16 protein-coding genes are annotated in these 17,093 nt (G+C 71.2%); 8 read left to right on the top strand and 8 right to left on the bottom strand.

Features of this window, described 5'->3' with window-relative positions:
• The first annotated feature begins 154 nt into the window (after nt 1-154).
• Entirely contained in the window at nt 155-307 is a 153-nt protein-coding gene (locus tag NW895_RS11120; protein ID WP_289935247.1) for a hypothetical protein, read from the top strand.
• A gap of 182 nt (nt 308-489) precedes the next feature.
• Nucleotides 490-2,589 (top strand): serine protease, encoded by a 2,100-nt coding sequence (locus NW895_RS11115; RefSeq protein ID WP_289935246.1) that lies wholly within the window; start codon nt 490-492, stop codon nt 2,587-2,589.
• On the opposite strand, the gene NW895_RS11110 is transcribed toward NW895_RS11115, so the two are convergent.
• The 3 genes from NW895_RS11110 to NW895_RS11100 form a co-directional block, all read right to left on the bottom strand.
• On the bottom strand, nt 2,564-3,169 hold the full coding sequence (locus NW895_RS11110; protein ID WP_289935245.1) for a MarC family protein: 606 nt from the start codon (nt 3,167-3,169) through the stop codon (nt 2,564-2,566). The two genes, NW895_RS11115 and NW895_RS11110, sit on opposite strands and share 26 nt — an antisense overlap.
• A 133-nt stretch (nt 3,170-3,302) precedes the next feature.
• On the bottom strand, nt 3,303-4,160 hold the full coding sequence (locus NW895_RS11105) for a PHP domain-containing protein (protein WP_289935244.1): 858 nt from the start codon (nt 4,158-4,160) through the stop codon (nt 3,303-3,305).
• 148 nt (nt 4,161-4,308) lie between these two features.
• Nucleotides 4,309-4,950, bottom strand: a complete 642-nt coding sequence (locus NW895_RS11100; RefSeq protein ID WP_289935243.1) for a DUF6758 family protein — start codon at nt 4,948-4,950, stop codon at nt 4,309-4,311.
• Between the two features lie 159 nt (nt 4,951-5,109).
• Between NW895_RS11100 and NW895_RS11095 the strand changes: the two genes are divergently transcribed.
• Nucleotides 5,110-6,333 (top strand): MFS transporter, encoded by a 1,224-nt coding sequence (locus NW895_RS11095; RefSeq protein ID WP_289935242.1) that lies wholly within the window; start codon nt 5,110-5,112, stop codon nt 6,331-6,333.
• Nucleotides 6,334-6,373: 40 nt separating this feature from the next.
• Here the strand turns inward: NW895_RS11095 and NW895_RS11090 are convergent, their stop codons facing one another.
• The gene (locus NW895_RS11090) at nt 6,374-6,958 is read right to left on the bottom strand and encodes a suppressor of fused domain protein (RefSeq protein ID WP_289935241.1); all 585 of its coding nucleotides are present in this window, start codon (nt 6,956-6,958) and stop codon (nt 6,374-6,376) included.
• A 526-nt stretch (nt 6,959-7,484) separates the two neighbouring features.
• On the opposite strand from NW895_RS11090, the gene NW895_RS11085 reads away from it, so the two are divergent.
• Both NW895_RS11085 and NW895_RS11080 read left to right on the top strand, forming a co-directional pair.
• On the top strand, nt 7,485-8,600 hold the full coding sequence (locus tag NW895_RS11085; protein ID WP_289935240.1) for a magnesium and cobalt transport protein CorA: 1,116 nt from the start codon (nt 7,485-7,487) through the stop codon (nt 8,598-8,600).
• A gap of 23 nt (nt 8,601-8,623) precedes the next feature.
• Entirely contained in the window at nt 8,624-9,136 is a 513-nt protein-coding gene (locus tag NW895_RS11080) for a hypothetical protein (protein ID WP_289935239.1), read from the top strand.
• 8 nt (nt 9,137-9,144) lie between these two features.
• On the opposite strand, the gene NW895_RS11075 is transcribed toward NW895_RS11080, so the two are convergent.
• Nucleotides 9,145-9,882 (bottom strand): hypothetical protein, encoded by a 738-nt coding sequence (locus NW895_RS11075; protein ID WP_289935238.1) that lies wholly within the window; start codon nt 9,880-9,882, stop codon nt 9,145-9,147.
• A 208-nt stretch (nt 9,883-10,090) separates the two neighbouring features.
• On the opposite strand from NW895_RS11075, the gene NW895_RS11070 reads away from it, so the two are divergent.
• Genes NW895_RS11070 through NW895_RS11060 form a run of 3 tightly spaced genes read left to right on the top strand, consistent with a single transcriptional unit; the run spans nt 10,091 to nt 13,155 of the window.
• Complete coding sequence (locus NW895_RS11070) at nt 10,091-11,389, top strand: CBS domain-containing protein (protein ID WP_289935237.1); 1,299 nt, start codon at nt 10,091-10,093, stop codon at nt 11,387-11,389.
• The gene (locus tag NW895_RS11065; RefSeq protein ID WP_289935236.1) at nt 11,379-11,978 is read left to right on the top strand and encodes a DUF1003 domain-containing protein; all 600 of its coding nucleotides are present in this window, start codon (nt 11,379-11,381) and stop codon (nt 11,976-11,978) included. Before NW895_RS11070 ends, NW895_RS11065 begins: the two co-directional genes overlap by 11 nt.
• Before the next feature lie 43 nt (nt 11,979-12,021).
• Nucleotides 12,022-13,155, top strand: coding sequence for an Mrp/NBP35 family ATP-binding protein (locus tag NW895_RS11060; protein WP_289935235.1), 1,134 nt, complete (start codon nt 12,022-12,024; stop codon nt 13,153-13,155).
• Between the two features lie 153 nt (nt 13,156-13,308).
• Here the strand turns inward: NW895_RS11060 and NW895_RS11055 are convergent, their stop codons facing one another.
• From NW895_RS11055 to NW895_RS11045, 3 genes are all read right to left on the bottom strand, one after another.
• A complete protein-coding gene (locus tag NW895_RS11055) occupies nt 13,309-13,977 on the bottom strand; it encodes a hypothetical protein (protein WP_289935234.1) in 669 nt (222 codons plus the stop codon).
• 252 nt (nt 13,978-14,229) lie between these two features.
• A complete protein-coding gene (locus NW895_RS11050) occupies nt 14,230-14,670 on the bottom strand; it encodes a sec-independent translocase (protein ID WP_289935233.1) in 441 nt (146 codons plus the stop codon).
• A gap of 253 nt (nt 14,671-14,923) precedes the next feature.
• Nucleotides 14,924-17,056 (bottom strand): trypsin-like peptidase domain-containing protein, encoded by a 2,133-nt coding sequence (locus NW895_RS11045; RefSeq protein WP_289935231.1) that lies wholly within the window; start codon nt 17,054-17,056, stop codon nt 14,924-14,926.
• Between the last annotated feature and the right edge of the window lie 37 nt (nt 17,057-17,093).

Genomic DNA, 17,093 nt, shown 5'->3' with positions numbered 1-17,093 from the left:
GGTCAGTAATTAGATGTTCGAAAAATTTCTTTAGCGTAGGGAATGTTTGTAACACGAAGCTCGTTGACTACATACGGAACACGGGGCACTGCGCCCCGTGGGCCATCCGCCAGTAGTTCTCCTCAGGAGGATGACCAGACGAAGGGAGAAGCCCATGCGCTTCGAAATCTTGCGACTCGACGACGTCGACGGCACGCCCGTGGACACCACCGTCGTGGACGCCGCCTCCGTCAACCGTATCGTTCAGCAGGCAGCCGCCATCGGACAGCGGCTGTGGATCCGCCCGGCCGGGACCTCGGCCTCGTAACCGCGGACTTTTCACACACTTCGGAGCCCCCGCCGGCATCGGTGCCGAGCGGGGGCTCCGCTGTTGTCGCTCCCGGGGAGGCCCCGTGGGACCGGTTGGACCCCTTCGGCTTGCGGTGCCGGTCGCGCCGACGAGTACTGGCTGAGGAACACAGCGGGAGCGAGAACAGGACGGTGGGTGCCATGCCCGTGACGGGTCGGTCGAACGAGGAGTTGCAGGAGCAGGCCACGGCGGAGGCCGCGCGGCGGTACCGGGACTCCGCCGCGCAGCGCGAGCAGGTCGAGGGCCGGCTGGCGGCGGGGGTGCGCTTCCCGGACGACCCGGAGGCGCTCGCCGTGCGCGCCGACCGGATCCTCGACCGGGGCGGGCTGTCGCCCTCGGCCGTGGTGGCCGGCATCCATGCCGAGGCCATGGACCTGCCCGACGCCAACGAGCGCATCATCGACCTGTCCAACGAACTGCAGGCCTGGAGCTTCCTGCCGCGCGGGGTCCGGGCCGGGGCCACCGTCGCCCGGATCACCCTGCGCCGCGAGGGCCGGGAGCTCCCGCACGGCACCGGCTTCCTGGTCTCGCCGCGGCTCCTGATGACCAACCACCACGTCCTGCCCGACGGGGACTTCGCCCGCCACTGCTTCGCGGAGTTCAACGCGCAGGTCACGGCCGACAACGTCCCCGACACGGTCGTCCGGCTGGAGTTCGACCCCGACACCTTCTTCGCGGCGGACAGACGCCTGGACTTCGCCCTGGTCGCGGTCGCGCCCAGCCCCGACGGCCGCCTGCCGGGGGAGATCTTCGGCTGGAACCGGCTCAGCGTTCAGCTCGGCAAGGTGGTGCTCGGGGAGAAGGTGAACATCATCGGCCATCCGGACGGGCGCCTGAAGGAGATCGCGCTGCGCGACAACGCCGTGCTCGTGCGGCTCGACGACTTCGTCCACTACAAGACCGACACCAGACCCGGCAACTCGGGCTCACCGGTCTTCAACGACCAGTGGGAGGTCGTGGCCCTGCACCACAGCGGCGTGCCGAAGAAGGACGACCAGGGGCGCGTGCTGCGCAAGGACGGCCGGCCGTGGGACCGAGGCGACGGCGACGACGCGATCGACTGGGTCGCCAACGAGGGCGTCCGCATCAGCTCGATCCTGGCGCACCTCGCGCGGCTGGACCTCGATGCCGGGCGGCGTGCGCTGCTGGCCGAGATGGGGCCGGACTCGGGCCTGGCCGCCGCTCCGGTCCGGCCCTCGCCGTCACCGCTACGGCCCGTCGCCGAGCCCCCCGAGCGCACCGCGACGGCTGTGACAGTGCCGCCACCGGGCGGCATCGGCGAGGCGACCGCCGCCGAGGCCATGCGGCACGGCAGCCGCGCGCGGAGCACCGCCTTCGGCGGCCGGCGGCACTTGGTGTTCCTGCACGGCAGGGACCAGCAGGGACAGGTTCCCGACGACCTGCGCCGGGCGTGGACGGCAGGCCTCAACCGGGGGCTGACCCTCGCGGCGATGGTCCCCCTCGACCCGGCGGACGTCTGGTTCCCGTTCTACGGCGACCGGTTGGACGCCCTGGTGAGCGGGAGGGAGAGCGTGAGCGGGGCGGTCGGCCTCGGCGCGGCCGGCCCCGCCGCAGCGGCGGCGGCGCAGGTGTTCGCCCGGGAGTCGCCCACCGGCTCCTACGAGCAGATGCTCCATGAGGCGGCCACCCGGGCGGGCATGCCCCAGGACGGGCCGGAGACCACGGAGGGATTCGGGGCGGGGCTGGTGGGCGCCCTGCAACGGCCGTTGAGCTGGCTGGCCGCCAGGACCGACGTCGACGAGTGGACCATCGCCACCTTCCTCCGGGACGTCGACCTGTACCTCGGCGACCGGGGCGTGCGCGACGCGGTGCTGGACAGCGTCCTTGAGACCATGCCCACCGCCGGCGAACTGGTGCTGGTCACGCACAGCCTGGGCACCGTCGTCGGCATGGACCTGCTCACCCGGCTCCCGGACGGTCTCGACCTGACGCTGCTCGTCACCGCGGGCAGCCCGCTGGGCCTGGACTCCGTCAACGGGCGGCTCCTGGCGGGCGGTCCGCACCGGCCCGGCAGGCTGCGCCAGTGGGTCAACGTCTGGTGCCCCACCGACGCGGTGGCCATCGGCTGTCCGCTGGAGGACGAGCGCTGGGGCAAGCTCAGCCAGCTGGCCGTCGCCAACGGCCGCGATCGCGCCCACAAGATCGACGAGTACCTCGGGCACGCGGGGGTGGCGAGGGAGATCGGCTCCGTGCTCAGCTCCCCCGGATCACCTGGGTGACCCCGTTGATGATCTGCTGCACGGCGATCGCGGAGAGCATCATGCCCGCCAGCCGGGTCACCAGGACCACTCCGCCGTCCTTGATGACCCGGATGATCAGCAGCGAGTACCGCATCACCAGCCACAGCACGACATGGATGGCGAGGATCGCCGCCCATACCGACACCTGTGCGGCGACGCCGTGGGCCTTCTGCACGGCGAGGATGACCGACACGATCGCCCCCGGCCCGGCCAGCAGCGGCATGCCCAGCGGTACGAGCGCGACGTTGACGTCCTTGGTCTGCTTCGGCTCGTCGGTCTTGCCGGTGAGCAGGTCGAGCGCGATCAGCAACAGCAGCAGCCCGCCCGCGATCATCAGCGCCGGCACGGACACGTGCAGGTAGTCGAGGATCTGATGCCCCAGCAGCCCGAAGACGGCGATGACGCCGCCGGCCACACAGACGGCCTGAAAGGCCATCCGCTTCTGCACCTTGCCGGGCCGTCCGGCGGTCAGGGCGAGGAAGATCGGGGTGATCCCAGGGGGATCCATGATGACGAAGAGGGTGAGGAAGAGGGAGCCGAAGACGGCGAGGTCGAACATGGTGGGGCCTTGCGGGGTGACGGGAACGAACGCGATCGGAGGCGAGGCGCGTCGCGGTGGACGGCATCGAGCCTCGACCGCTGGGCACAGCCGGCAGCGCCGGTACGGGGAACGGACCTGTGGACGAGGGGCCTCAGACCCCGCCGGCCCCCGGCACGGGGAACGCCCCGAACGCCCGCCGTGTGATCTCCCCGTACACCTCGGGGTCCGTCGTGTACTCGCCGAGGGCCACCGTCTTCCGGCTGCCGTGGTAGTCGCTGGACCCCGTCACCAGCAGCCCGAGCTCCTTCGCGAGCCCGCGCAGCCGTGCCCGCGTGTCCGCGTCGTGGTCCATGTGGTCGACCTCGACGCCGTCCAGCCCGGCGGCGGCCATCTCGGCGATCGCCGACTCCGGCACCGTACGGCCCCGCTTGGCGGCGCCCGGGTGTGCGAACACCGCGACTCCGCCCGCGCTTTTGATCAGCCGGATCGCCTCGAAGGGGTCGGTCTCGTGCTTCTCCACGAAGGCCCGGCCGCCGTCGGCGAGCCAGTCCTGCGTGAACGCGTCGCTCACGGTGGGTACGACACCCAGCTCGACCAGCGCGGAGGCGACATGCGGCCGTCCGACGGACCCGTCACCGGCGATCCGGGACACCTGTTCCCAGGTCACCGGCACGCCCAGCTCGTTGAGCTTGGCGATCATCCCCTTGGCCCGCGGCACCCGGTCGTCCCGCACCAGCTCACGCTCGGCGAGCAGCGCCGGCTCCTCGGGGTCGAAGAGGTAGGCCAGCATGTGCATGCTGATGCCGTCGATACGGCAGGAGAGCTCCGCGCCGGTGACCAGCGTGAGCCCCTCGGGCAGCGCGGCGACGGCCTCGGCGTGCCCGCGAGTGGTGTCGTGGTCGGTCAGCGCGACGACGTCCAGCCCGGCCGCGGCGGCGTTACGGACCAGCTCGGCCGGGGTGTCCGTACCGTCGGAAGCGGTGGAGTGAGTGTGCAGATCGATGCGCACGACGCGGACTCCAGGCGGTGACGGGACGGAAGGGACGCTCAAGGATAACCGTATTTTTCCGCACCCTGTCACACCCGCAGCTGCTGTGTGCCCCCTACATATGGGTTCCACGCGCGCCGCCGCACGCGGACCCCGCACGGTCCGCGGACTACGGTTCGAGCAAGCGCGGCGAAAGCGCGCCGCACGGCACGAGCTCCACCTCGGCCCCCGCCTCTCGCAGATCCGCCAGCACCAGCTCGTCGTACATCAGCAGCCCCGACTGTTCGGGCCAGACCACGGCCCACAGCCACATGCCGAGCGCCTCGCCCGCGAAGACCGCGCGGTCGTCCGGGGTGCCGGCGACATGCCAGAGCGGGGTGGGGCGTCCGGCGGCCAGGACCTTGGCCTGGGGCGGCTTCTCGACGTTCATGTACGGCCCCGGGTCCGGGGCGTCGATACCCGCGTACCGCGCGCCGAGGCCGACGCCGAGTTCCTCGGCCACCAGGATCAGTTCGCCGATGCCGCCGAGGGGGCCGGGCCCCGAGCAGGCCACCGCGGTGGCGCGGCCACCGCTGCGGTCGTCCCCCGCGCAGGTCACGCCCGTGAACAACCAGCCCACCGGGAGCGGCCAGGGCATCCACACCGGCACCTGCGTGCGACGCACCACGGCAGTGAGCGCATCGACGCTGGGCGGGATCACGGGCTGCAGCGGATACACGGCTCCGTGCACGTCACACTGCCAGGAATCGGCGAAGAGACCGGGAGCCCTGACCCGGCCACCACACTTCGGGCAACTGGGTTCGCCCCTCATAGGGCCCCACGGTCCTACCCCCGCGCCGCCACGTCAAGGACGATCACCCATCCGGACGGAACCGCCCATCCGGGAAGATAGATGTAGTTTGCATTAATTAGCTACTCTAACTTATTGTGTGCATGCACCAATCATCTTCTTGTCGGGATGGGAGAAAGCATGGACACCCTCGACACGGGAGCCGGCGGCATCCTGCGGCAGCCGAAGGCCGTGTGGGCGACCGCCGGCGCGTCCGTCGTCGCCTTCATGGGCATCGGACTCGTCGACCCGATCCTGCCGTCCATCGCCCAGGGCCTGAACGCCACGGCCAGCCAGGTCTCCCTGCTCTTCACCTCGTACTTCCTCATCACCGCCGTCGCGATGCTGGTGACCGGCTTCGTCTCCAGCCGGATCGGCGGGCGCAGGACCCTGCTGCTCGGCCTGGCGCTCGTCGTGGTCTTCGCGGGCCTCGCGGGCACGTCCGGCTCGGTCGCCCAACTCGTCGGCTACCGGGCCGGATGGGGCCTCGGCAACGCGCTGTTCGTCTCGACGGCCCTCGCGGTCATCGTCGGCGCGGCGGCGGGCGGCAGCGCCGCGGCCATCCTGCTCTACGAGTCCGCCCTCGGCCTCGGTATGGCGTGCGGCCCGCTGCTGGGCGCGCTGCTCGGGGACGCCAGCTGGCGCTATCCGTTCTTCGGGACGGCGTTCCTGATGGCGGTCGGCTTCCTGTGCATCACGGCGTTCCTGAAGGAGCAGCCGAAGCCCGCGCGGAAGACCTCGCTGCTGGACCCGGTGAAGGCGCTCGGCCACGGCGGACTCGCCTCCGCGGCGGTCTCGGCGTTCTTCTACAACTACACGTTCTTCACCGTGCTGGCCTTCACGCCGTTCGTGCTGAACATGAGCCCGTACAGGTCCGGTGCCGTGTTCTTCGCCTGGGGCGTGCTGCTCGCCGTCTTCTCGGTGATCGTGGCGCCGCGCCTGCAGAAGCGGTTCGGCTCGCTGAAGGTGCTCGGCGGCTCACTGGTGCTGCTGGCGGCGGACGTGCTCGTCCTCGGCTACGGCGACCACGCCACGGCCGTCGTCTGCACGATCCTGTCCGGCGCCTTCATCGGCGTGAACAACACCGTCTACACCGAGCTGGCCCTCGGCGTCTCGGACGCGCCGCGCCCCGTGGCGAGCGCGGGCTACAACTTCGTGCGGTGGTTCGCGGCGGCGGCCGCGCCGTATTGCGCCCCGAAGATCGAGGAGTGGACCGACGTCCGCATTCCGTTCGTGGTCGCGGCGGTCACGGCGGTGGCGGGTGCGACGGTCGTCGCCGTACGGCGCAAGGCCCTCACCGACGAGGCCGAGGAGCCGGCACCCCGGCACGCGACGGAGGACGGCGTCGCCGTCTTCGCCAACTGACGGATTCCGGCCACACGTTGGTGAGATCGGTCACTTCGGGTCAGTCCAGCGGGACGGACCTGCGGGCGGGGTCCCGTAGGTCCGTCCCCTGCGTGAGCCACCGCTCCTGGAGTGCCTGGGCGCCGTGCACCCGCTTCCAGGCGGCCTCGTTCGGGGTCATGGGCAGCAGGGGAAGGAACCGTACGGGGTCCAGGGGCGCGTCCAGTTCCAGGTCCTCGACCAGGCCGCCCGGCTCGGCGACCAGGACCGAGGTGAACGGGGCGCCGGGCCACAGGGGTTCGCCGACGTCGAGGGAGGCGCCGGGGGCCACGACCACGCCCTCGACCTGCGGGGAAGCGGCGAGCACGGCCAGCGGCCGGAGCACCTTGTCGGTGTCGGCGAGGCCGGTCCGCACAGAGAGGACCAGTTCGGCCCGGGGCCCCTTGACCGGGTCGGCGAGCACCGCGGTGGGGTCCGCCATGGGCTGCGCGGACATGCCGAGGGTGGCGTAGCGCACGATGTCGCCCTCGTGGAAGCGGAGCACCTCGATACGGTCCGTGCCGAGGAAGGTGACCGCGGCGCGTGCGTCCGGTTCGCCCAGCGCGGTACGCAACCGGGCCTCGACCAGAGGAAGAACATCTGCCATGTGGCGAGCATAGAACTCGTCAGTAGCGGGCAAAGGGGCGCCTTGACACAACGGGCGACTGGTACTCTGAGCCGGTGGTTTCGGGGCAGCACGTAGAAACGTCGCCATCAGGCCCCGACGCGACGCGATGAAATCTCTCCCTACGGGGAACCCCTACAGGGGTATGGAACGTCCCTCACGAGGGACCGGCCGGAGGAGGTGGGGCTGTCATGGATCGAAGTCGACCGTGCAGTACCACGCGCTCTTCCGCCCGCTGATGTAGCTGCTCTGGCTCTGCTGGCTGCCACCTCTCGCACTCGCGCCTTCTTACGGAAGAGCACTTCGTCTCGTTTTGCCTGATCTGTCTGGCCTGCCGTACGCGCTGACGCGCATCGGCAGCTGAATCAGTAGCGAAGTTCGCCACCGCGACGGTGCGGTGCTCCCCGCTTTGTGGACGCGCCAAACATCCGCAGTCAGGACGTCCCCATTCCGGGTAGTTCCACCCGTCGTCGGCGCCTTTCGTTGCCCGCCTGCGAAGGAGCCTGCCATGTCGATGATCCGCGACCTGCGTGCCGTGGTCCGCCCGTCCCGCGTCTCACTGCGCAAGGACGGCGGCGTGTACGACGCCACCCGCGACCCCGCGACCGCCTCCGCCGTCGTCGACTGCGCCGTCTACCGGGACGGCCGGCGCCTGACGACCGACGCGCCGCTGACCCCGCACGAGGCGATGCGCCTGGTGCGCCGCGACGGAGGCTTCGTGTGGATCGGTCTGCACGAGCCGACGGAGGCCGAATTCGCCGGTATCGCCCGGGAGTTCGGGCTGCACCCGCTGGCCGTGGAGGACGCGATCCAGGCCCACCAGCGGCCCAAGCTGGAGCGCTACGACGACTCCCTCTTCACCGTCTTCAAGACGATCCACTACGTCGAGCACGAGCAGCTCGACGCCAACAGTGAGGTCGTCGAGACCGGAGAGGTCATGTGCTTCACCGGCCGGGACTTCTTCATCACCGTCCGGCACGGCGGTCAGGGCTCGCTGCGGGGCCTGCGCCACCGGCTGCAGGACGACCCCGAGCTGCTCGCCAAGGGCCCGTCGGCCGTGCTGCACGCCATCGCCGACCACGTCGTCGACGGCTACCTCGCGGTGGCCGACGCCATGCAGGACGACATCGACGAGGTGGAGACGGAGGTGTTCTCGCCGGGCCGCAAGGGCACGCCGCGCGGCACGGACGCCGGCCGGATCTACCAACTCAAGCGTGAGGTCCTGGAGTTCAAGCGGGCGGTGTCGCCGCTGCTGCGCCCCATGCAGCTGCTCAGCGAGCGCCCGATGCGGCTGATCGACCCGGACATCCAGAAGTACTTCCGGGACGTCGCCGACCACCTGGCCCGGGTGCAGGAGCAGGTCATCGGCTTCGACGAACTGCTGAACTCCATCCTCCAGGCCAACCTCGCGCAGGCGTCCGTCGCGCAGAACGAGGACATGCGGAAGATCACCTCGTGGGCCGCGATCATCGCCGTACCGACGATGGTGTGCGGGGTGTACGGCATGAACTTCGAGCACATGCCCGAGCTGCACTGGAGGTACGGCTACCCGGTGATCATGAGCATCACGGTGGCCATCTGTCTGGGCATCCACCGCACGCTTAAGCGCAACGGCTGGCTGTGAGGGCGCCTGGATAGGCTGGGCGCATGACAAGCGAGCTGCTCGACCGGGCCCTCGTCGAGGAGGCCACCAAGAAGTCCGGGCTGATCTGGGTCAAGGGACCCGGGGTGCCGGCGCGTGCGCTGTGGCACGTGTGGCACGAGGGTGCGGCGTGCGTGGTCGGTGACGGGCCGGGCGAGCAGCCGCTGCCGGGGCTGACCGACGGCGCCGAGGCCGAGGTCACGGTCCGCAGCAAGGACAAGGGAGGCCGGCTGGTCTCCTGGACGGCGAAGGTCGTGGAGCCGGCGCCCGGGTCCGAGCAGTGGGAGGCCACGGTCGCCGAGCTCAAGGGCAAGCGTCTCAACGCCCCCGACGGCGAGGCCATGCCGGAGCGCTGGGCCCGCGAGTGCCGGGTGCTCCGCCTGGTGCCGACGGGCGCGACCGCGCCGCTGCCCGACGGCTCGCTGGCCGAGGCGCCGCTGCCGACCCCGGCGACGACCCGGCAGGCGATCCCGGAGGCACTCCCCCGGCTGCTGCTGAAGAGGCGCAAACGGAAGTAGCCGCCCGGTCAGGACGTCGGCAGCTGCTTGCCGTAGTCCAGCGTCTCGTCCTTCGCCGGCTTCTCCAGGGCGAAGTCCTTGCCCCAGTCCGAGAAGCGGAGCGTGCCCGCGCTGCCCGCCCGCACCAGGCGCAGCGGGTACGGCTTGCCGTCCAGGGAGACGTCCAGCGTGCCGCCGGAGCCCTTGTCACCGGTGATGCGGATGATGCGGACGCCCGCCTGCTCGTGATGGCCGTCCTTGGCCAGTGCGCCGTGCAGTGTCAGCAGACCGTCGAGGAGGACGTCCTTGTGCGTGAACCCGATGAACTTCTTGTACGAGGGGTCGCCCTGCGGCACCTTCACGTACTTGCCGCCGAGCTTGTCGGCGGCGGCGTCGGCGTCCCCTCCGTTCTGGCTCCAGAAACTCGCGTCGGCCTTGAGGAAGAGCTGCTCACCGATGCGTAGCAGCTGGAAGGACAGCCCTTTGGTGGTGACCGACCCGGTGGCGCCGGCGGACTTCAGGCGCATGTCGAGGCTGTACGTACGCCCGCTGGTGGCCACGGTTCCGGACAGATGCACCGCGTCGGCCGCCCGGGCGGCGGAACGGGTACGGCTCTGGATCTTGTCCGGGGGCAGCTTGCCGACACCGTTGGTGCCCGCGTCCGGGTCCTCACTGCACCCCGTCAGCCCCATGCCCGTCACGACCAGCGCGCACATCGCGCTCACCAGCGCGGCCCGGCGGGTGCGGCCCTGGGGAATCACAGTCACAGGTGAAGCTGCCTTTCTGACAGGTCCGGATCGGCGTACCGCAGCGTACCGGGGCCGTGGGCACCCGGCGGAGCCAGTCCGACCGGACCGCCCACCAGCGCGGATCCGATCGGGACGGGCTAGCCTGAACCCCACCTGGCGGGCAATTCGGAATAAGAACCTCACCACGGAACGCAGCACGAACCCCGCACGAAAAGGAACCACAGCCATGGCAGCGGGCGCCCCCCGGATCTTCGTCTCGCATCTGTCCGGTGTCGCCGTCTTCGACCCGACCGGCGACCAGGTGGGCCGCGTGCGCGATCTGGTCGTCATGCTCCGCGTCGGCGGGCGGCCACCGAGGCTGCTCGGCCTGGTCGTCGAACTCGCCACCCGCCGCCGCATCTTCCTGCCCATGACCCGGGTGACGGCCGTCCAGTCCGGCCAGGTCATCACCACCGGCGTGCTCAACGTCCGGCGCTTCGAGCAGCGGCCCACCGAACGCCTCGTCTTCGGCGAACTCCTCGACCGGCGCGTGAAGCTCGTCGAGACCGGCGAGGAGGTCACCGTCCTCGACCTGTCGGTGCATCAGCTGCCGGCCCGCCGGGACTGGGAGATCGACCGGGTGTTCGTCCGGAAGGGACGCAAGGGCGGCGCCTTCCGGCGCACCAGGGGCGAGACGCTCACCGTGGAGTGGTCCGCCGTCACCGGCTTCTCCCTGGAGGAGCAGGGCCAGGGCGCCGAGACCCTGCTCGCCACCTTCGAGCAGCTGCGCCCCGCCGACCTGGCCAACGTGCTGCACCACCTGTCCGCCAAGCGCCGCGCCGAGGTCGCCGCCGCCCTCGACGACGACCGGCTGGCCGATGTCCTGGAGGAGCTGCCGGAGGACGACCAGATCGAGATCCTCGGCAAGCTGAAGGAGGAGCGGGCCGCCGACGTCCTGGAGGCCATGGACCCCGACGACGCGGCCGACCTGCTCGGCGAGCTCCCGGAGGAGGACAAGGAGCGGCTGCTGAGCCTGATGCAGCCCGGCGACGCGGCCGACATGCGGCGCCTGATGCAGTACGAGGAGCACACGGCCGGCGGGCTGATGACGACGGAACCGGTGGTGCTCCGCCCGGACGCGACGGTCGCCGACGCCCTGGCCCGCGTCCGCAACGCCGACCTCTCCCCCGCCCTGGCCGCCCAGGTCTACGTCTGCCGACCACCCGACGAGACCCCGACCGGCAAGTACCTCGGCACGGTCCACTTCCAGCGCCTGCTGCGGGAGCCGCCGTACTCCCTGGTCAGCTCGGTGCTCGACAGCGACCTGCAGCCGCTCGACCCCGAGGCGGATCTGCCCACCATCGCGGGGTTCTTCGCCACGTACGACATGGTCGCGGCGCCCGTGGTCGACGAGGGCGGCTCGCTGCTCGGCGCGGTGACGGTGGACGACGTACTGGACCACATGCTGCCCGAGGACTGGCGGGAGACTGAGTACCACCTGAACCAGGAGGACGAGGCGGAGGAGGTGGCTTCCCATGACTCCTGAGCGTGAGACGGCGGCTCGAGAGCGCACCCCGGCGGGAGCCACGGCCGCCGGCCGGCCCCGCGCCCTCCGCCTCGACCAGCCGCGGCCGCCGCGCCGCAAGGTCCTGCCCGAGTGGGACCCGGAGGCCTTCGGACGGCTGTCGGAGCGGGTCGCCCGCTTCATCGGCACCGGGCGGTTCCTGGTCTGGATGACGGTCGTCATCGTCGTGTGGGTCGCCTGGAACACCCTCATGCCGCGTGACCTGCGGTGGGACGAGTACCCGTTCATCTTCCTGACGCTCGTGCTGTCCCTGCAGGCCTCGTACGCGGCCCCGCTGATCCTGCTCGCGCAGAACCGGCAGGACGACCGTGACCGGGTCAACCTCGAACAGGACCGCAGGCAGAGCGAGCGGAGCATCGCCGACACCGAGTACCTGACCCGCGAGGTCGCCGCGCTGCGCATCGGCCTCGGCGAGGTCGCCACCCGCGACTGGATCCGCTCCGAGCTCCAGGACGTCGTCAAGGAGCTGGAGGAGCGGCAGAACGGCCACCGCGACCGTGCCGTGTTCCCGGCGGAGCGGTCACGGGGACGTGACGCAGACGACCGCTGACGGGCTTTCCTACGCACCGGTACGGCGCCGTACCATCGACCTTATGGCTACGGAAGACGCGGTGCGCGAGGCACTGGCGACGGTTAACGACCCCGAGATCAACCGGCCCATCACCGAGCTGGGGATGGTCAAATCGGTGGAGATCGGGGCGGACGGTGCGGTCGCGGTCACCGTGTATCTGACGGTCTCCGGCTGCCCCATGCGGGAGACGATCACCCAGCGTGTGACCGAGGCGGTCTCGCGGGTCGAGGGCGTCACCCGCGTCGACGTCACGCTCGACGTCATGAGCGACGAGCAGCGCAGGGAGCTGGCGAGCGCCCTGCGAGGCGGCCAGACCGAGCGCGAGGTCCCCTTCGCCAAGCCCGGCTCCCTCACCCGCGTGTACGCGGTCGCCTCCGGCAAGGGCGGCGTCGGCAAGTCGTCGGTGACGGTGAACCTGGCGGCGGCGATGGCGGCGGACGGTCTGAAGGTGGGCGTGGTCGACGCCGACATCTACGGCCACTCCGTGCCGCGCATGCTGGGCGTCGACGGCACGCCCACCCAGGTCGAGAACATGATCATGCCGCCGTCCGCGAACGGCGTGAAGGTCATCTCGATCGGCATGTTCACCCCGGGCAACACCCCGGTCGTCTGGCGCGGCCCGATGCTGCACCGCGCGCTCCAGCAGTTCCTGGCGGACGTGTACTGGGGCGACCTGGACGTCCTCCTGCTGGACCTGCCGCCCGGCACCGGCGACATCGCCATCTCCGTGGCCCAGCTGGTCCCGAACGCCGAGATCCTGGTCGTGACGACGCCCCAGCAGGCCGCCGCCGAGGTCGCCGAGCGGGCGGGTGCCATCGCCGTCCAGACCCACCAGAAGATCGTCGGCGTGGTCGAGAACATGTCCGGCCTGCCCTGCCCCCACTGCGGCGAGATGGTCGACGTCTTCGGCACGGGCGGCGGCCAGCTGGTCGCCGACGGCCTGACCCGTACGACGGGCACGACGGTCCCGGTCCTCGGCAGCATCCCGATCGACGTCCGCCTCCGCGAGGGCGGCGACGAGGGCAAGCCGGTGGTCCTCACCGACCCCGACTCCGCGGCGGGCTCGGCCCTGCGGTCGATCGCGGGGAAGCTGGGGGGACGGCAGCGGGGTCTTTCGGGGCTGTCTCTGGGGATCACTCCCAAGAACAAGTTCTAGGCCGACCTGAGGGGCAGCGCCCCAAGGGGCGCGGGGCTGTTTCCTTGTGCGGCTCCGCCGCGTGGGCGCGAGCAACCACACACAACCCGCAGCCGCCCGAGAACCGGAAGCACTACGGCGAAGGGGCGCCGCCATCCCCACGGCGCCCCTCTGTCATGCGTAAGCCGAGATGTCCTTGACCACGGCGAAGCCCAACCCGTACGCGCTCATCCCTCTGCCGTACGCCCCGACATGAACGCCCGCTTTCGTGGACCCTGCGAGCACCCACCCGAACTCGGACTCCCGGTAGTGGAACGGCGTCGGCACGCCGTCCACCGGCAGGGACAGCGTCGACCAGTCCGGTCCGTCGAGATCGTCCGCGAGGACCCACGCCGTCTCGGTCTGCTGCTCCAGCCAGTCGTCCCGCAGGGAGTGGTCCATCTGGCCGGGCCAGGTGAAGGACAGCAGCCCCACACCCGCGAGCCAGGCCGCCGAGGACACCGTCGTGGCCTCCAGCAGCCCCGTACCGTCCGCGCTGCGCCGTACGGGGTGGGCCGCGACGGTCACGACGACGGCGAACTTCTCCTTGACGTCGTCGCCTCCGGTCGCGTACTCGTTGCGCACCGACGGTTCGTCACCGTGCCCGATCGATCCGTGTTCCACGGCCCCGTCGGCCGCCGTACCGACCTGCATCAACCAGCGCGGCCCCGTGAAGGCCTCGTCGAGGCCGTACCACGGGAAGGGCGCACGCAGGTAGCCGTCGACCGCACCCCGGGCGGAGGGGACCTGTTGTCCACTCTCCGCGGCCGGCGCCTGCGCGACTGCCCGACTCGTCGTCTCCATGTGCCCGGACGCCTCCTCGCTCTCGTCGGATCGCGGCGGCCCGCCCCCCTTCGGGCGTACTCGCCGGATCCGCACAACAACTCGGCAGCATAGCCACCCCGCTGCGAGCAGCAGGGAAACCGCCCGGCGCGTGGGTCGCGCGCGAGTCGTGTTCAGGCCGTGCGCGGCAGGCGCCGCATATGAAACACGTCACGTGTGCCGGGGGCGCAGGCCCCCGGACCTGCGTTTCGGCGGAAGCGTCCCCCGTACGGCTCAGGTGGCGTCGGCGTCGAAGGGCGGACGCTCGTCGCGGCCGGTGTCCTCGGGCTTCTTCGTCATGTCGACGCGGCCACCGGACGAGCCCGAGGCGCCCGAGGAGGACGACTCGGAGTCGCGGCTGTGGACCGCGTCCGTGACCTCGGCCATCTCCTTCTTCAGGTCGAAGCCGTTGCGGATCTCCTTCAGCCCCAGGTCGTCGTTGTCCAGTTGCTTGCGGATGAACGTCTTGGGGTTGAGGTCCTCGAACTCGAAGTCCTTGAACTCCGGTCCGAGCTCCTGCCGGATGTCCTGCTTGGCGCTCTCCGAGAACTCACGGATCTTCCGGATCGTGCGCGTCACGTCCTGGATGACCTTCGGGAGCTTGTCCGGACCGAAGACGAGCACGGCAAGGACGATGAGCGTCACCAGCTCTAGCGGTCCTATGTCATTGAACACCTGAAGCTCCTTGAGATGCCCTCGGTCCTCGGCCCTCGGTGGTCTTAGCGGGTCTTGCCGTGGTCCGGGCCGGGTCCACGGTACCCGGCGATCCTGTACGACCGGTACTGTCCCGAGGGCTCCGAGTGCGGGTACGTGGGCGGTTTTCCGGGTTGTTTGCCTTGCGGAACCCCGGGTGGGGCGCGAAGTCAGCCCGGATGGAGCAGGGGAGGGTGGCCCATCTGTGAGGTTGCTGTGAGGTGCGGCGCGTCCCTCACCTCCCGCCCGAGGAACCGAGCACCAGCGAGACGGTCCTCTCCTTGCCGTCGCGCCGCAGGGTCAGCTCCAGACGGTCGCCGGGGCGGTGGGCACGGGTCTTGACGATCAGTTCCTCGCCGGAGTGGACGCGCTGTCCGTCGACCTCGGTGATGACATCACCCGCCTTGATGCCGGCCTTGTCGCCGGGGCCGCCGGTGGTGACCGGGGGTCCGCCGTCGTTGCTCTTCGTGCCGACGCGGGCGCCGTCGCCGGTGTAGTTCATGTCGAGCGTGATGCCGATGACCGGGTGGGTCGCGTGGCCGGTGTCGATCAGCTCCTCGGCGACGCGCTTGCCCTGGTTGATGGGTATCGCGAAGCCGAGCCCTATGGAACCGGCCTGACCGCCGTCCGGGTCGGAGCCGCTGCCGGCGGAACGGATGGCGGAGTTGATGCCGATGACGCGGGCCTTGGAGTCGAGCAGGGGGCCGCCGGAGTTACCGGGGTTGATGGGCGCGTCGGTCTGGAGCGCGTCGACGTACGACACATCGCTCCCGTCGCCCTTCTCGCCGCCCGCGGTGATGGGCCGCTCCTTGGCGCTGATGATGCCGGAGGTGACGGTCCCGGCCAGGTCGAAGGGCGCGCCGATGGCGACGACGGGGTCGCCCACCTGCACGTTGTCGGAGTTGCCGAGGGGCAGCGGGGTGAGTCCGCGTACGCCGCTCACCCGCACGACGGCGAGGTCGTAGCCGCTGTCCCGGCCGACGACGGTGGCCTTGGCGGTGTCGCCGCTGTTGAACGTCACGGATATCTCGCCGTCGTCTCCGGCGGGTTCCACGACGTGGTCGTTGGTGAGGATGTGGCCGCTGGTGTCGAGCACGAAGCCCGTGCCGGTGCCCTGCTCGCCGGCGCCGCTGACATGCAGGGTCACCACGCTGGGCAGGGCCCGGGCCGCGATCCCGGCCACACTGTCCGGTGCCCGCCCGGCCGGCTCCTTCCCGGCCTGCGGCAACTCCACCGTCCCCACACCGCCGTTCCGCTCCAGATACGTCCCTACGACGCCACCGAGGCCCCCGGACACGAGCGCGAGCAGCACCGCGCCACCCACGAGCAGCTTCTTCACCCGCGCGCGCCGCTGCCGCGTGCTGAGAACGACCGCACCGTTCTGCTGGAGCGGCGCGGGAGCGGAGGGAGCGGCCCAGGGGTCGTAGCGCTGCCAGGGGTTCGGCGCCGGGGGCTGGGCGAGGTCGGGGGCCGCGGTGTGGGAGGGCCCGGAGGTGCCGAGCACCGGGGATGCCTGCGTGGAGTCCGGCACCGGGGTGGGCGTTGCCTGCGGGCCGACCGGGGCGTGCGCGCCGGCGGCGCTGGGCGTGCCGACGGGCGGCGGGACAGGGGTGCCAGGCACCGGAGGCGGCGGGGTCACCGAGCCGGGCGCCAGGGGCACGGGCGGGGCAGGCACGCCGTGCGCGCCGGCGGCGCCGGGCACGCCCACGGACGGCGGGACAGGGGTGCCAGACACCGGAGGCGGCAGGTGTGCCGCAGGGTGCTGGACCGGTGGCGCGGGGGCCCAGGGGCCCGGTTCGCCGTACGGCGGGGTGCTGTACGGGTCGGGGTCGTGCAGGGGCTTGGGGTGTTCGACGGCAGGGGCGGCGCCGGACGCGGAGGCGATGGCATCCCCGGGCTCGTCGCCGGCCGGGGCGGCGGCCACGGCATCCCCGGCTGCCGCTACGGCAGGCGCGGCGGCCCCGGCATCACCGTCACCGGACGCGCGGTCGGCAGGCGCGGCGGCCCGCACCTCGCCGGTCTCCGGGCCTGCCGCCCCCGCGGCCCCGTCATCGGTGTGGCTCCCCGACCGGTCGCCCTCGACCGTCACGGCCAGGTCGGCCCCCGAAGGCCCCGCGCTTGGCTCCGTACGACCGCTCCCGGCCGCCACGGGCCGGTCCAGTTCGTAGTCCCCCTCGTCGGTGCTCCGGGCCGCGGCGGGGCGCTCCAGCTCGTAGTCGCCCTCCGGGCCGGCGCTGCCCTGCTGGACCGCACCGGGGCGCGCGAGCTCGAAGTCGCCGTCGGCCGCATGCCCCTCCGCCGGCCCGGCAGGGGCCTGCGGGCGGGGTCGGCTCCACCACTTCGCCTTCGTGGGTTTCCCCTCGTTCACTGCTCTCCCCACAGCTGGCCCGCGGCATGGCCCGTCG

The sequence above is a fragment of the Streptomyces sp. S.PNR 29 genome (genome assembly GCF_030386795.1).
GTDB lineage: Bacteria > Actinomycetota > Actinomycetes > Streptomycetales > Streptomycetaceae > Streptomyces.
The sequence above is the reverse complement of the archived record's forward strand: the minus strand, read 5'-3'. Positions and strand labels throughout refer to the sequence as shown.

Coding starts and splice junctions, on each gene's coding strand:
- NW895_RS11120 (WP_289935247.1), top strand. CDS start 155: ATGCGCTTCGAAATCTTGCGACTCGACGACGTCGACGGCACGCCCGTG.
- NW895_RS11115 (WP_289935246.1), top strand. CDS start 490: ATGCCCGTGACGGGTCGGTCGAACGAGGAGTTGCAGGAGCAGGCCACG.
- NW895_RS11110 (WP_289935245.1), bottom strand. CDS start 3,169: ATGTTCGACCTCGCCGTCTTCGGCTCCCTCTTCCTCACCCTCTTCGTC.
- NW895_RS11100 (WP_289935243.1), bottom strand. CDS start 4,950: ATGAGGGGCGAACCCAGTTGCCCGAAGTGTGGTGGCCGGGTCAGGGCT.
- NW895_RS11095 (WP_289935242.1), top strand. CDS start 5,110: ATGGACACCCTCGACACGGGAGCCGGCGGCATCCTGCGGCAGCCGAAG.
- NW895_RS11090 (WP_289935241.1), bottom strand. CDS start 6,958: ATGGCAGATGTTCTTCCTCTGGTCGAGGCCCGGTTGCGTACCGCGCTG.
- NW895_RS11085 (WP_289935240.1), top strand. CDS start 7,485: ATGTCGATGATCCGCGACCTGCGTGCCGTGGTCCGCCCGTCCCGCGTC.
- NW895_RS11080 (WP_289935239.1), top strand. CDS start 8,624: ATGACAAGCGAGCTGCTCGACCGGGCCCTCGTCGAGGAGGCCACCAAG.
- NW895_RS11070 (WP_289935237.1), top strand. CDS start 10,091: ATGGCAGCGGGCGCCCCCCGGATCTTCGTCTCGCATCTGTCCGGTGTC.
- NW895_RS11065 (WP_289935236.1), top strand. CDS start 11,379: ATGACTCCTGAGCGTGAGACGGCGGCTCGAGAGCGCACCCCGGCGGGA.
- NW895_RS11060 (WP_289935235.1), top strand. CDS start 12,022: ATGGCTACGGAAGACGCGGTGCGCGAGGCACTGGCGACGGTTAACGAC.
- NW895_RS11055 (WP_289935234.1), bottom strand. CDS start 13,977: ATGGAGACGACGAGTCGGGCAGTCGCGCAGGCGCCGGCCGCGGAGAGT.